This is a genomic window from Flagellimonas marina (assembly GCF_042651185.1).
Lineage (GTDB): Bacteria > Bacteroidota > Bacteroidia > Flavobacteriales > Flavobacteriaceae > Flagellimonas > Flagellimonas marina.
Genome location: NZ_JBHSCL010000004.1, coordinates 1307151 through 1322293 on the forward strand (window position 1 = coordinate 1307151; position 15143 = coordinate 1322293).

General features: G+C 40.5%; 10 protein-coding genes. 6 read left to right on the top strand and 4 right to left on the bottom strand.

Annotation, left to right across the window (positions count from 1 at the left end):
- Positions 1-176: 176 nt before the first annotated feature.
- Together ACFOWS_RS09520 and ACFOWS_RS09525 are read right to left on the bottom strand one after the other, a co-directional pair.
- Complete coding sequence (locus ACFOWS_RS09520) at positions 177-671, bottom strand: hydrolase (protein WP_379763889.1); 495 nt, start codon at positions 669-671, stop codon at positions 177-179.
- Positions 672-677: 6 nt separating this feature from the next.
- Positions 678-1454 carry an MBL fold metallo-hydrolase gene (locus ACFOWS_RS09525; protein ID WP_379763891.1) on the bottom strand — a complete coding sequence of 259 codons (777 nt, stop codon included), beginning with the start codon at positions 1452-1454 and terminating at the stop codon, positions 678-680.
- Positions 1455-1531: 77 nt separating this feature from the next.
- Here ACFOWS_RS09525 and ACFOWS_RS09530 point away from each other — a divergent pair, with 77 nt between their 5' ends.
- The gene (locus ACFOWS_RS09530) at positions 1532-2989 is read left to right on the top strand and encodes a TonB-dependent receptor (RefSeq protein ID WP_366588890.1); all 1458 of its coding nucleotides are present in this window, start codon (positions 1532-1534) and stop codon (positions 2987-2989) included.
- A gap of 417 nt (positions 2990-3406) precedes the next feature.
- On the opposite strand, the gene bcp is transcribed toward ACFOWS_RS09530, so the two are convergent.
- Positions 3407-3859 carry a thioredoxin-dependent thiol peroxidase gene (gene bcp, locus ACFOWS_RS09535; protein WP_379763893.1) on the bottom strand — a complete coding sequence of 151 codons (453 nt, stop codon included), beginning with the start codon at positions 3857-3859 and terminating at the stop codon, positions 3407-3409.
- A gap of 55 nt (positions 3860-3914) precedes the next feature.
- Here bcp and ACFOWS_RS09540 point away from each other — a divergent pair, with 55 nt between their 5' ends.
- On the top strand, positions 3915-4577 hold the full coding sequence (locus tag ACFOWS_RS09540; RefSeq protein ID WP_379763896.1) for an endonuclease III domain-containing protein: 663 nt from the start codon (positions 3915-3917) through the stop codon (positions 4575-4577).
- A gap of 250 nt (positions 4578-4827) precedes the next feature.
- On the opposite strand, the gene ACFOWS_RS09545 is transcribed toward ACFOWS_RS09540, so the two are convergent.
- Positions 4828-5409, bottom strand: coding sequence for an RNA polymerase sigma factor (locus tag ACFOWS_RS09545; RefSeq protein ID WP_366588883.1), 582 nt, complete (start codon positions 5407-5409; stop codon positions 4828-4830).
- A gap of 250 nt (positions 5410-5659) precedes the next feature.
- On the opposite strand from ACFOWS_RS09545, the gene uvrA reads away from it, so the two are divergent.
- The 4 genes from uvrA (at position 5660) to ACFOWS_RS09565 (ending at position 14943) form a co-directional block, all read left to right on the top strand.
- Positions 5660-8437, top strand: a complete 2778-nt coding sequence (gene uvrA / locus ACFOWS_RS09550; RefSeq protein ID WP_379763898.1) for an excinuclease ABC subunit UvrA — start codon at positions 5660-5662, stop codon at positions 8435-8437.
- 440 nt (positions 8438-8877) lie between these two features.
- A complete protein-coding gene (locus ACFOWS_RS09555) occupies positions 8878-12018 on the top strand; it encodes a gliding motility-associated C-terminal domain-containing protein (protein ID WP_379763900.1) in 3141 nt (1046 codons plus the stop codon).
- Positions 12019-12056: 38 nt separating this feature from the next.
- Complete coding sequence (locus ACFOWS_RS09560) at positions 12057-13010, top strand: PorP/SprF family type IX secretion system membrane protein (protein WP_379763902.1); 954 nt, start codon at positions 12057-12059, stop codon at positions 13008-13010.
- Between the two features lie 10 nt (positions 13011-13020).
- Positions 13021-14943 carry an OmpA family protein gene (locus ACFOWS_RS09565; protein ID WP_379763904.1) on the top strand — a complete coding sequence of 641 codons (1923 nt, stop codon included), beginning with the start codon at positions 13021-13023 and terminating at the stop codon, positions 14941-14943.
- The last annotated feature ends 200 nt before the right edge of the window (positions 14944-15143 follow it).

Below are 15143 nucleotides of genomic sequence, written 5' to 3' on the forward strand. Positions count from 1 at the left end.
CAACAAAACCTTTACTCCTTCCGAAAGTGGTTGGTGGAGCATATTTGAATTGCAGGAATACTAAAAAGTAGCATACTGTCATTCTGAAAGTACGTTTAGTACTTGAAGAATCCATTGACCCTTTCTCAGAAAATGAGATTCTTCACTTCGTTCAGAATGACAAAAATGGGAAATTGCTAATTGCTTCGGGCGTAGAGCAAGTGGTCCAGTAAGGTAAAATCAATACTCAAGTCGTCCTTGAGTTCGTACTTGATGATCAAATCGCCCCAAAATTTTCCATCCGAAAAATCAGCAAGAATCCATTTGTGGTTCAACACCTTAATCTTATTGATTTTAAAATCACTTTCCATTCCTTCGTAGGGAATCAAAGGATTATCTCCCGATGGTTCATTGGTTTCCAAAAGTTTATCCTCAATATAGCGCGATGGATTCTCCAAGTTGAGATGATCGTAATAGGCCAAGGCATCATCATTGTTTTCCAAAGTAAAATACTGCATGTCCAAAATTTTAAGCTGACTCTTTTGAACGGAATCTTGCAGCTGTTCCACTTCGTTCTTTAGACCTTCAACATCAGCAGTCATGGCTTTTTGCATATTGTTTGTGCTGATAAATTGGTACAAAGCCACCAAAGCGGCAAACACAAATAGATAAAGGAAAATTTTGTTCTTCATGTCGTTTTAAATCTTCAATTGTAGGTTATCATATGCCAAATGTATGTTTTTGGGCAATTCTTTTTCCACTTCTTCATGAAATCCCATGATGTGGCTAATATGGGTGAAATAGGTTTTTTCAGCCCCAACCTCCTGCGCAAGTGCAATGGCTTCCTCCAAATTAAAATGGGAGTGGTGGGGCTCTTTCCGAAGCGCATTGACCACCAGTACCTTAGCTCCCTTCATTTTTTTGATTTGGTCCTCCTCCACCCGCTTTACATCGGTCAGGTATACAAATTCCCCAAACCGATAGCCAAATACCTGCAAGCGATTGTGGTAGGCTTCAATGGGAACCACTTCCAAATCTCCCAATGCAATGGGCGTATCCTTCTTTACCTGTACTACCTGGACCGCCGGTGCACCGGGATATCGGTTTTCGCCGGCAAAAATATAATCAAAACGTCTTTTTAAAGAGGTAATTACACGTTCATGGGCATAAATGGGAATATCGCCCTGGCGGAAGAAAAAAGGTCGAATATCATCAATACCTGCGGTATGATCGGCATGTTCGTGGGTGAACAAAATTCCATCCAGCTTTTCTATGGGATTCGTCAACATTTGCTGTCTAAAGTCAGGGCCGCAATCAATTACGTAGTTAAAATTTTTCCATGAAACCAAGACGGAGACCCGCAATCTTTTATCCTTAGGGTCCTTGCTGAGACAAACTGGATGATCGCTTCCGATAACAGGTATGCCCTGGGAGGTTCCCGTGCCCAAAAAGGTAATGGTCATCTTATCATCCATTAAAATCAAAATTATAACTTATTTATTTAATAGATTGAATGAAGAGTGTAACTTTGTTTATCACAAAACTCTCGGATATGCCTACCGTACCAAGCAAAGAGAATGCTTTTGAAAACATCCCTTCCATTAAGGCAAAGACCCTTAGAATAAATTTGAATCCGAATATCTACGGAACGTTTGCCGAGATTGGGGCCGGACAGGAAACAGCCCGGCATTTTTTTAGGGCAGGTGGTGCTTCGGGCACTATTGCAAAAGCGATGAGTGCTTATGATAAATCCTTTAGTGATGCCATTTATGGTATTGAAGAGGATGGGCGGTATGTGACCCAATCCCGTTTGAAAAAAATGCTGGACCACGAAATGAAATTGGTGGAAGAGCGAATCAGTCGAGAAAGCAATCCAAACTATTTGTTCTTTACCTACGCGAACACGGTGGCCACGATAGATTTTTCAAAACGCTACAAAGGTCATGGTTGGGTGGGAATCCGTTTTCAATTGGATCCAGACCAAAAGGAGTACGATGAGATTGTCCTGCATATTCGTTTTAAACAAAATGAAGCCCGGTTACAACAGGAAACCTTGGGTATTTTGGGTGTAAATCTTATGTATGGGGCTTATTTTAAGTTTCATAAACCCAGAAAATTACTAAAGTATTTATACGATCATATAGATAAGGACACTTTGGAAATTGATATGGTCAATTTTACGGGGCCCAACTTTAAGGAAGTGGATAACCGCTTGATGAGCTTGCAGTTGATCAAGAATGATATGACCGATGCGGTCATGTTCGGTCCGGATGGAAACAACCTCTTGCCAGCTGCGGTCCTTTATAAGAAAAACATTTTGGCTTTACGGGGAAGTTTTAGACCGGTGACCAAAGTGAACATGGACATGTTCAAAAAATCGTATGACATTTTTGTTCGGGAACAAACAGTGGAATATGAAAATACGATTGTGGTTTTTGAAATAACCCTTTCCAACTTAAAAGTATCTGGGGAAATCGATGAACATGATTTTATGGATCGTGCAGAATTGCTCTGTTCCATGGGACATACGGTGTTGATATCCAAATTTCAGGAATATTACAAGCTGGTGGAATATTTCAACAATTACACCAAGTCCAAAATTGGCTTGACCATGGGTGTGAACAATCTTGTGGATGTTTTTGACGAGAAATATTATCGCCATTTGAGCGGAGGTATCTTGGAAGCCTTTGGGAAATTGTTCTTTAAAGATTTAAAAGTATACCTGTATCCTATGAAGGATCCAGAGACCGGTCAGATTATGACCAGCAACAATATTAAGGTGCATCCACGGATGAAAGAATTGTACAAATTCTTTAAGTACAATGGAAAAGTGATGGACATTATCGACTATGATCCAGACATCATGCATATTTTCTCCAGGGATGTCCTCAAAAAAATCATCAATGGCGAAGATGGTTGGGAAGAAGAGTTACCAGAAGGTATCGCTGAAATGATCAAAGAGAAACAGCTCTTTACCCGAAAAGTGCTTCCTGAGAAAGAAGAGGCGTAAATGTCAGTTTGAGCGCAGTCGAAAGCCATTTTTAAGACATCTCGACTGCGCTCGATGTGACAATTGGATTTCTCAATCGCAACTATATTGATCATTTCGAAATGACATTTAGTCCTTTTTTAATGATGGTGTCATTTCGAACCCCTGTCCCGAGTATTCGAGGGAGCTAGGGAACGTGAGAAATCTCCAACTAGGTAATTATTTAAATAATAAACTAGACTATGCTTGTCTGCCTTTAAAGGTAGCCTTAGCAGAAAAGTGGTGGTCTAAAAATTTTAAAAAAAAGCGTCATTCTGAATTCCTGCCTGCCGGCAGGCAAGGTATTTCAGAATCTCATTCCAGTAATACAGGATTAACTATGGGAACCTGAACTTGGTTTAGGTTGACGCAAATTGTCTTTTTAGACCGCCTTTTTTCTTAATCCAATATCTGTGCTGCGTGGTCCTTGGTCTTCACTTTCTCTATGACTCGTTCCACAACTCCATCACCATTGATCAAGAAAGTGGTTCGGTGGATACCATCAAACTCCCTTCCCATGAACTTTTTTGGTCCCCATACCCCAAAAATTTCTAGAACTGTGTGGTCTTCATCGGCCAAAAGAGGAAAGGGAAAATCATATTTTTTCTTGAAATTGGCTTGCTTCTTTTCTGAATCCGCGCTCACTCCCAAAATTTCATATCTAGCGTCTTGTAAGGCTTTGTAGTTATCCCGTAAGTTACAAGCTTCAGCGGTGCAACCGGGTGTATTGGCGCGTGGATAAAAAAACACAACCAGCTTTTTTCCTTTGTAATCGCTCAGATTAATTGTGTTGCCATTTTGGTCTTTTGCAGAAAATTCAGGTACTTTATCCCCTACTTTTAACATATTCATATGCGTACAGTCTCTATTTTATTGTTTAATTATTTTTATTCAAAGCTAAACAAAAATGACTAAACAAGAAAAAGTTGACTTTGTTATTAGGACATTGGATGAAATTTATCCAACCATTCCCATCCCTTTAGACCATAAAGACCCCTATACATTGCTGATTGCCGTGCTGCTATCTGCCCAAAGCACGGATGTTCGGGTCAATCAAATCACTCCTATCCTTTTTGCCGAGGCCGATAATCCGTATGACATGGTTAAACTTTCGGTGGATGAAATACGGGAAATCATAAAACCTGTTGGGCTATCTCCTATGAAATCCAAAGGAATTCATGGTCTTTCCCAAATATTGATTGAAAAATATAATGGTAAAGTTCCGAGAAGTATTGAACTACTCGAAGAGTTGCCGGCTGTTGGCCACAAAACGGCTAGTGTGGTGGTTTCCCAAGCCTTTGGTATACCCGCCTTTCCAGTGGATACACATATTCATAGGCTCATGTACCGTTGGGGATTCAGTAATGGAAAAAATGTGGTGCAAACGGAGAGGGATGCGAAGCGTTTATTCCCTGAGGAAAGTTGGAACCGACTTCATTTACAAATTATCTGGTATGGAAGGGAATATTGCCCAGCTAGAGGCTGGAACTTGGAAAAAGATATCATCACGAAGACCATTGGGCGAAAATCCGTCATTAACGAATATTATAAAAACAAAAAGAGCCGCTAATTGCGGCTCTTTTTGCATCTGTTTTACAGCAACTTAGTTCAAAGTTACTTCAAATGGATGCTTTTTGTAGTTGACTACATGAATCGATTTTGAATAGCTAAGTAAGAAATTAATAGTTTCTTGGCTAGCTTTTACCGATTTAACGGCTTTTTGTTCTTCAGAGTAAATATTTTCCATATTCTAGCATTAATGTTTCAAATAGATAACGCCGCTAGAATTGAAATATTGTTGGTTTCGACAAAGTGTTAAATTAATTCGTCAAAACGATATTCTTACGATCAACGATTTTTCTAAGGTTAATCAGTGCATACCGCATTCTTCCCAGAGCCGTATTGATGCTAACCCCTGTGTTTTCGGATATTTCCTTGAAACTCATATCCTTGTAGATACGCATGATCAAAACTTCTCTTTGGTCTTCGGGCAATTCATCAATCAATAAAGTAAGATCGCTGTCAATCTGATCTTTGATGATTTGTTTTTCAGCATTTAGCTTATCATCCTTTATCACGGAGAAGATATTGAAGTCATCACTTCCTTCGAACTTAGGCATGCGCTTGTTCTTTCTAAAGTGATCAATAATAAGGTTGTGCGCAATACGCATTACCCATGGCAAAAATTTACCTTCTTCGCTATAAGAACCTTTTTTCAAGGTCTTAATTACCTTAATAAAGGTATCCTGGAAGATGTCTTCGGCAACATCCCTGTCCAAAACTTTGGAATAAATAAAGCTGGAAATTCGTTGGTTGTGCCTGTTGATGAGAACTTCTAGAGCCTTTTCATCACCAGCAATGTAGTTTTTAACTAGAATCGAGTCATTAATCTGTAGTTCCATACAAATTACTTTTTTTTGGTTAATATCACGGTCTTTCCTTTCCAAGAAAGACTTTAGGTATTTAGTTGAAATTTTAAAAAAGTAATTATTTCTGTATAGGCCTATCAGTTTTTTAATTACAACTCAAATATAGAAATTTAGGTAGGCGACCTAAAAACTATGTTGTGATTTGCTGTTTTTTATATGTTAACTGGTGCAATATACGTATTAAGTGTCCTGTATCGTATCTTTGAGGCCCTAATTTTAACAAATGGCAGCGATTACCAACGTAGACCCCAAGCAGAATATCATCATAAAAGGTGCCAAACTCCATAACCTTAAAAATATAGATGTTGTTATTCCACGAAACAAATTGGTGGTAATCACTGGATTGTCTGGTTCCGGTAAATCCAGTTTGGCGTTTGATACCCTCTATGCCGAAGGCCAACGCAGGTATGTGGAGAGTCTTTCCTCCTATGCCCGTCAGTTTTTAGGGAAATTGGACAAGCCCAAGGTAGACTATATAAAAGGTATAGCACCAGCCATTGCCATAGAGCAAAAAGTGAATTCCACAAACCCAAGATCTACTGTTGGAACCACTACCGAAATTTATGACTACTTAAAATTATTGTACGCCCGTATCGGAAAGACCATCTCCCCCATTTCTGGCAAAGAAGTAAAAAAGCATACCGTAACTGATGTCATTAATTATATAAAGCCCCTTGCTGAAGGAACAAAACTCCTTTTGTTGGCTCCTATTATAATTAAGGAAGAGCGTGATCCCATAAAATCGTTGCAACTTTTTTCCAAACAAGGCTATGCGCGTATTAAATATAAGGGTGAAGTCCTTCGTATAGATCAAGCTCCTGAAGATATTGGACGAGAATTTGATTTGGTCGTAGATCGGGTCATTGTTAAGGATGATGAGGATTTCTATAACCGATTGGCCAATGCGGTGGACAATGCCTTTTTTGAAGGAAAAGGTCAGTGCGGCATCGAGAACTTGGAAAATGGCGAAACCAAGGTGTTCAGCAATCAGTTTGAGTTGGACGGAATGAAATTTTTGGAACCCAATGTGCATCTTTTCAGTTTTAACAATCCCTACGGCGCTTGCCCCAAATGTGAGGGCTATGGTGATGTCATTGGTATTGATGAGGATTTGGTGATTCCAAACACAGCTTTATCTGTTTATGAAAATGCCGTTTTTCCATGGCGAGGTGAAAGTATGGGATGGTATCGGGATCAATTGGTGAACTCCGCCTACAAGTTTGATTTCCCAATTCACAAACCTTGGTTCGAGTTATCCGAAGCACAAAAACAGCTGGTCTGGGACGGCAACGAACATTTTATAGGCATCCATAAATTCTTTGAGCAGCTCGAAGAAAAGAGTTATAAAATTCAGAACAGGGTGATGCTTTCCCGCTATCGTGGTAAAACTAGATGTACAGTCTGCAAGGGAAAACGACTCCGTAAAGAGGCCAATTATGTAAAAGTGGGTGGCACATCCATTTCGGATTTGATAGAACTCCCCATAAAGAAGCTAATTCCCTTTTTTGAGCAGCTTCATCTTTCGGAACACGATACTACCATAGCCAAACGATTGATTACTGAAATCACAACTCGTTTGGATTTTTTAGATAAAGTCGGGTTGAGCTATCTCACCCTTAACCGAAAATCGAATACCCTTTCTGGCGGGGAAAGTCAGCGTATCAACTTGGCCACTTCATTAGGAAGCAGTTTGGTGGGCTCCATGTATATTTTAGATGAACCCAGCATCGGCCTCCACCCAAAAGACACTGAAAACCTGATTGAAGTCCTAAAGTCTCTTCGGGATTTGGGCAACACCGTAATCGTAGTGGAACATGATGAGGATATCATGAAAGCTGCCGACGAAGTCATCGATATTGGTCCCGAAGCAGGAACCTTGGGCGGCGAAGTAGTTGCCACCGGAAGTTTAGATGCGGTTTTAAAGTCAAATTCCTTAACAGCGGATTATCTCAATGGTTCAAAAGAAATAAAAGTACCGGCTGAGCGAAGAAATTCCAAACACTACATTCAGATTAAAGGCGCACGTGAAAACAATCTAAAAAATATTGATGTCACTTTTCCACTCAATATGTTAACGGTGGTCACTGGCGTATCAGGAAGTGGAAAAAGTACGCTGGTGAAGAAAATCCTTTATCCTACCATATTAAAGGAAGTGGGCGGCTATGGTGAAAAAGCGGGGCAGTTCAGTGCAATGGAAGGTAAATATGCCCACATAAAGCATGTGGAGTTTGTGGACCAAAATCCCATTGGGCGTTCCTCCCGTTCCAACCCTGTCACCTATATTAAAGCCTATGACGACATCCGAAGTCTGTTTGCTTCCCAAAAATTGAGTAAGCTACGCGGGTACCAAGCCAAGCACTTCTCCTTTAATGTGGATGGTGGTCGCTGTGAGAAATGCAAAGGCGAAGGCGAAATTACGGTGGAAATGCAGTTCATGGCCGATGTACATTTGGAATGTGATGCCTGTAACGGTAAACGCTTCAAAAAAGACATCTTGGAAGTGCAGTTTGAAGGCAAGAACATTGATGATATCCTTAATATGACCATTGATGATGCCATCAATCATTTTAAAATACATAACCAAGATAAGATTGTGGGCAAATTGCAGCCCTTGCAGGATGTAGGTCTGGGCTATGTTACTTTGGGACAGTCCTCCTCTACCCTTTCCGGCGGTGAGGCGCAGCGGATTAAACTCGCCTCCTTTTTGGTAAAGGGCAACACCAAGGAAAAAGCCTTGTTCATCTTTGATGAACCCACTACCGGTCTACATTTTCACGACATTAAAAAACTCCTCAAATCCTTTGATGAGTTGATTGCTAAAGGACACTCCGTAATCGTTATCGAGCACAATATTGAGCTCATTAAATGTGCTGACCATATAATCGATTTAGGTCCAGAAGGTGGTGAAAATGGTGGACATTTGGTGGCAGAGGGCACTCCAGAGGAAGTTGTAAAAAGTAGTCGGTCCCATACTGCCAAATACCTGAAAGAGAAGATATAAACCGCTTCTGCAACTTTCTTCAAAAGCATATCTGTACACAAACTACAGCACAAACTTCGATAGCCCAGAGACTTTCTGTCCAAACTTCAAAAAAATTCGTCAATTCAAACCCCTTTTTTATCAAGCCTACACCCCCATTTACAAATTGATCCCCTTGTAAAACCAAATATGGTCATAACATCGCGGTGCCAATAATTTGTTGCATTGGATTTTTAAGAGTATCCCTTGTTAGATTTTAGGATCTAATTGCAACAACAGGCATAACCAATACTTACGTTATGATTCTTTCCATTTCCAAAACCATTTGGCGGAAGGGGTTCCTTTTGGGATTTTGCCTTGCCGCTCTGCTAACCAGATCAAATGATGCCTTTGGGTTAAATTTCAATAGCAATTCTAAATTATATCATATTGAATCTTTCAACAGCATAGAGAATACGAAGATGGCAAGAGCCTCAATGGCTTATGCTCCTGGGATTGCACTCATAAAAACCGGGTTAACCTATGATGATATGGACAATGAAGAAGGATGTAGTTATATTGAGTTTACCTATACAGTGACCAACCAAAGTACCAATGGCGAGGTTTTAGAAAATATTGAAGTTGTTGACAATCCATTATTCGGTCCAAATCCAATTCCGGGGCCAATTTCTGGAGATGGAAACAACAATGGCTTTCTTGATTTGGATGAAACCTGGATTTTCACTGCTACATATATAATTACACAGTCAGATGTTGACAATACACAAATCGTAGGAAACGCCAACGTAACTGCCAACCTTTTGGGGCAGCCCAGTGTAAGTGTCAACGATATTTCTGATAATGAAGATATTTCAGGAAATGATCCAACCATCATTGACCTTACCCTATGTCAACCCAATGTTGCCTTGGTTAAGACGGGAATAGGTGTTAGCGGTGAAGGAGATCCTGAACAAGGTAATGCTGGATGCGATGCCATTGTGTACACTTTTGTGGTTACCAGCGAAGGTTTCAATCCCCCTACTTTGGAAAACATCCAAATTGAAGATCCACTCATACCAAATCTAGACATGGTGATAACAGGTCCAGATGGTGACACCAACAACAATAATCTCCTTGATCCCAGTGAAGCATGGGTCTATCTAGCGACCTATGATATTATTCCTGAGGACATAAGTAATGGTGAAGTGAGAAACCAAGCCACTGTAACCGCTTTTATGGAAGGTACAACAACTGAGTTATCCGATAATTCCCATCCCGAAAGTATTTTACAGGACGGAGACACCGTCACAGATCTTTCCTTGTGCCAGCCTAACATTGCTATGATTAAAACCGGTACAACCTTTCATGGTGTGGAAGAAGGGTCTGTATGTGTAACCATATTATATGATTTCTTGGTGGCCAGCAAAGGCATGGTGCCAGAAGTCCTTGAAAATATTGTGATTACCGATCCTTTGATACCCGATTTGGAGAGTATCATTCATGGTCCATTTAATGATGTAAATGACAATGGACTTCTTGAACCAGATGAAGAATGGCGCTTTACCGCTGAATATACCTTCACCCAAGATGACCTTAACATTGGTGAAGTTATAAATCAAGCTACCGTAACGGCTAATATTGAAGGTTCATCCATACAACTGGAAGATTTATCCGACAATGACAGCTATTTGGAGGATGATGAAACCGTTGTGGATATTTCACTCTGCCAAGAACCTGAGATTGGACTTGTAAAAACAGGTACTCTCATTGATATCGATAATGATGGCTGCAACGACCATATCCAATATACATTTACAGCATTCAATCTTGGTAATGTTGCCTTGATCAACATCAGTATTCAAGATTCACTTCTTGGTGAAGAAATAATACTGATTTCGGGTGATGTAAACGTTGATGGTATTTTATCCTTGGACGAACAATGGACGTATACCGCACTTTATGATTTGACCCAAGCCGATATCGACAATGGTCAAGTACAGAACATTGCGCAAATATTTGCGGCAACATTCAACGGCAGCGATGTAAGCGATTTCTCCCATTTTTCACAACCTGACCTTGATGACTTTACAGTTACAGTATTGAATGGAGATGAGTGTGATGATTACGGTAGCCCAATTGGGCTTATCAAACAAGGAACGCTACTGGATTTTGATGCAGATGGATGCGATGATCACATACAATATGATTTTAGCCTTATCAACAATGGCCCTTTACCTATTGAGCAGGTCATATTAAACGACCCGTTGTTCGGCGGTGAAATTACCGGCCCAGAATCTGGTGATGATAACGATGATGGAATCCTAGATCCAGGAGAAGTGTGGAGTTATATCAGATATTATGACATTCAACAATCAGATATTGACGTCGGCCAAGTGCTGAATCAAGCAGATGTTTCTGGAACCCTGCTGAATCTACAAGTGCAGGATCTTTCTGATGACGATAGTTATGCAGAAGACGATATTACGGTGATTGATGTAAGTGGAACCTGCGATGAACACAATGGTCCTCTCGGCCTTATAAAAATGGGTATGCTCATCAATAATGATTCGGATTGCTCCAACGTGATAGCGTACAGCTTTACAATTATAAATCAAGGCCCAGTGAATCTAAATCAGGTTACACTTCGAGACAATGGTTTGGGATTAGGTAATATTCAAGGTCCAGAATCTGGTGATGACAACAATGACGGAATTCTTTCCCCAAATGAAGAATGGGTGTATTCCGCGGAATATGGTATCACCCAAGCAGACATTGATGCCGGGGAAGTTATAAACCAAGCCGCTGTGAATGCCAGTCTGGTAAATCTTCAATTCAATGATTTATCCGACGACAATAGCTATGCAGAAAATGACCCTACCGTAACCGATTTGGATGGAGCTTGTATTCCTACTCCAAGTATCGGGCTTATTAAACAAGGAATATTGGTTGATAGCAATAACAATGGCTGTGATGACTCCATTAGCTATACGTTTACGGTATCCAATTTGGGCAATGTAAACTTGGAATCCGTGAGTTTACAAGATGATTTGTTGGGTATTACTTTAACTGAACCCAACGCTGGAGATGCCAACAATGATGGATTCCTAAATCTGGATGAAGAATGGATCTACGAAGTGGTTTATGGGATTACCCAAGCCGATATTGACGCCACACAGGTTCAAAATCAGGCCGAAGTAACCGCCATTCAAGTGGGTTCTCAAAACAGTGTTTCAGATCTCTCAGACGACAACAGCTATTCCGAAGATGACTTTACTATACTATCCGTAGCAGAAGCCTGTGTTGGTTCTAGCAATGCAAATTTTGAGATATTCAACGGAATCACCCCAAATGGGGATGGCCTTAACGACTATTTCCACATTGAAGGTATCAATAATTACCCCCTCAACACATTGCAAATATTTAACCGATGGGGCGTTCTGGTCTATGAAATCGATGAATATGGTCAAGGAAATAATCTCTTCCGGGGTATTTCCGATGGCCGGGCCACCATTGCCTCCGATAAGGAACTTCCTAGTGGAACCTACTTCTATGTGCTGACCTTCTCCGGAGAAAACCCAGGCCAAAACAGCTATTCAGGATATCTATATATCAACAGAGATTAATGCCAAACGGTAATTCATACAATCCAAAAGAAAAACAAATGAAACTAAATAAAACAATATTCCCATGGCTTGTGGCGACCCTACTGTTGGCAGTGACCTACCAGACTTTCGCACAACAAGACCCCCAATACACCCAATATATGTACAACACCCAAGTGGTAAACCCTGCCTACGCCGGTTCACGTGAAGCATTGAGCATTGGCGTGCTGGGTCGTACCCAATGGGTGAACCTAGAGGGCTCCCCTACCACGGGAACCTTTACCGTGAATTCCCCGATCGGACTTTATGACAATATGGGCCTTGGTTTATCCATTGTGCACGATCAAATAGGTCCCGCAACGGAGTCCAATATTGTGGTGGATTTTTCCTATTCCCTACTCTTAAAATCATTCAACAAGCTTTCGTTTGGACTAAAAGCCGGTGTTGATGTGCTGGATGTGGATTATTCTCGACTGTCCATTTTTAATGCCAACGACCCCTTTTTTCAAAATAATGTGGACAACAGACTTCAACCGCAGGTAGGTGCCGGAATCTATTACAATACCAATAAATTCTACGCAGGTTTCTCCGTTCCCAATTTTTTGAACTCCAAACACTATGATGAAAGTACATTGAACAACTCAGACCCCGGAAGTATTGCCATAGAAAGGCTACACTACTTTTTTATTACGGGATATGTTTTTGACCTCAATGAAAATCTAAAATTTAAGCCGGCATCCTTGGTGAAAATGGTAAGTGGGGCTCCGCTTCAATGGGACATATCAGCCAATTTTTTGATTCATGAAAAATTTACGTTGGGTGCTTCATACCGATGGAGTGCTTCTGTGAGTGCCTTGGCAGGATTCCAAATTTCAAATTCCATTTTTGCAGGAGTCGCCTATGACTATCAATCCACTGCAATAGAAAATTACAGTGATGGATCTTACGAGGTCTTTTTACGGTTCGACATTTTCAATAGGTCCGATAGAATGATGACTCCCCGATTTTTTTAAAACAGCACACATGAAATCAAGAATACTCATAAAAACACTATTGGCGCTTTCCGTTACCGTTGTACTGAGGGGCCAGGAAATCAAAATCAACAAAGCCAACCAAGAGTTCGACAACTTTTCCTATATCGACGCTCGAAAGATCTATTTGGATGTAGTGAAAGATGGATACGAATCCGCACAAGTATTCAAAAAATTGGGGGACACCTATTATTTCAACAGCGAATATGGAGAAGCGGCAAAATGGTACAAAAAATTGGTGGAACAATTCCCAAACCAAGTTGAACCGGAGTACTATTACCGTGCTTCCCAAGTTTTAAAAAGTACTGGGGAATATGAAGAGGCCAATAAAATGATGGAAAACTATAGGGCATCATCCAACCAAGCCACCATTGCCCAAAACTTTTTATCTATAGAGAGCCTTAAAAATTCAGAACAAAAAAGCTGGCAGGTCATCAACATTACAAACGGATTGTCCAGTTCAGATTTTGGTCCTTCTTTTTATGGAGATAAACTTGTTTATGCCTCTTCTTCCATAAATCCCGAAGGAAGCAAAATTCATGACTGGAATGGTCTCCCCTATTTAGACCTCTACGAAGCAAATATTGGACAGGATGGTCGGCTACAGGATCCTTTGCCATTGAACGGAGATGTAAATACACCCTACCATGAGTCATCTGCCGTATTTACCAAAGACGGAAGTACCATATATTTTACCCGCAACAATTATATCAATGGAAAGAAAAAAAGAACCAAAGATAGATTGGTAAGCCTAAAAATTTACAAAGCGGTCAAGAATGAAAATGGGTCGTGGAACAACGTTGAAGAATTGCCCTTTAACAATGATTCCCATTCCACAGCCCATCCTGCATTGTCACCAGATGAAAAACGACTGTACTTTTCTTCAGACAGGGAGGGAACTTTGGGTAGATCGGATATTTGGTACGTAGACATCCTGCCAAACGGGAATTACAGTGCCCCGGTCAATGTTGGGTCAAAAATCAACACCCAAGAACGGGAATCCTTCCCCTACATAAGCGATACTAATGACCTTTATTTTTCCAGCGATGGTCATCCCGGACTGGGCGGGTTGGATATTTTTGTGGTTTCCCTGGATACAAATGGGAAATATCAACAGGTTACCAATCTAAAAAGTCCCATAAATTCCAATCAAGATGATTTTGGGTTTATCATCAATAAAGAAAAGCTTGGGTACCTCTCCTCTAACCGCGAAGGTATAGAAGGTAGTATATCCGATGACATTTACTTGGTGACCGAAAACTGCAACATCATCATTAAAGGAATCGTTACCGATGCAAAAACCGATGCGCCCTTATCAGGTGCCCAAGTCACCCTACTGGATGAAAACAACAATGTAGTTGCCCAAACTACTACCAAAGTGGACGGTTCTTACAGCTTTGATGGCATGGCGAATTGTGGAGAATCACACTCCGTAAGAGCTACATTTGATGAAAATGAGTATGAACCTACTGAAGAAATGTTGGTAACACCCAACGGATCACAAATTGTGGAGGTTCATTTGGAATTGACACCCCCAGACTGCCCTGTGGATGATTTGGGATGCAGACTTGCCTTACAACCCATTTATTTTGATTTTGACAAGCACAACATCAGACCAGATGCTGAAGTGGAACTGGCCAAAATTCTGCAGGCCATGAAAAATTACCCACAGTTAAAAATCCATATTGAATCCCACACTGATTCTAGAGGGAATGACCACTATAACCAAAAACTTTCTGAAAGGCGGGCAAAATCTACCATGCAATGGTTAATCAATAAAGGCGTGGAATCCAGTAGGCTATCTGCCAAAGGATATGGAGAATCGCAATTGATCAACAAATGTGCCAATGGCGTTGATTGTTCAAAAGAAGAGCACCAGAGCAACAGAAGATCCATGTTTTTGATAAAGAATTAAGGAAAGTCATGGATAAAAAGTGAAAATCATGCCTATTTGTAAAATTTTAGTCAATCTAAAAGGCCCCTTCGTCAAACCATAACCCCCTTTCGTAAAGTTAGTAGCCTTGCATAGTTTAGAATTTAAAAGATTTGTTCAGGTATACCTATTCAAGGTATCCAGAAGAAATTAACATAATCCTGATTTGCCTCGGAACCATT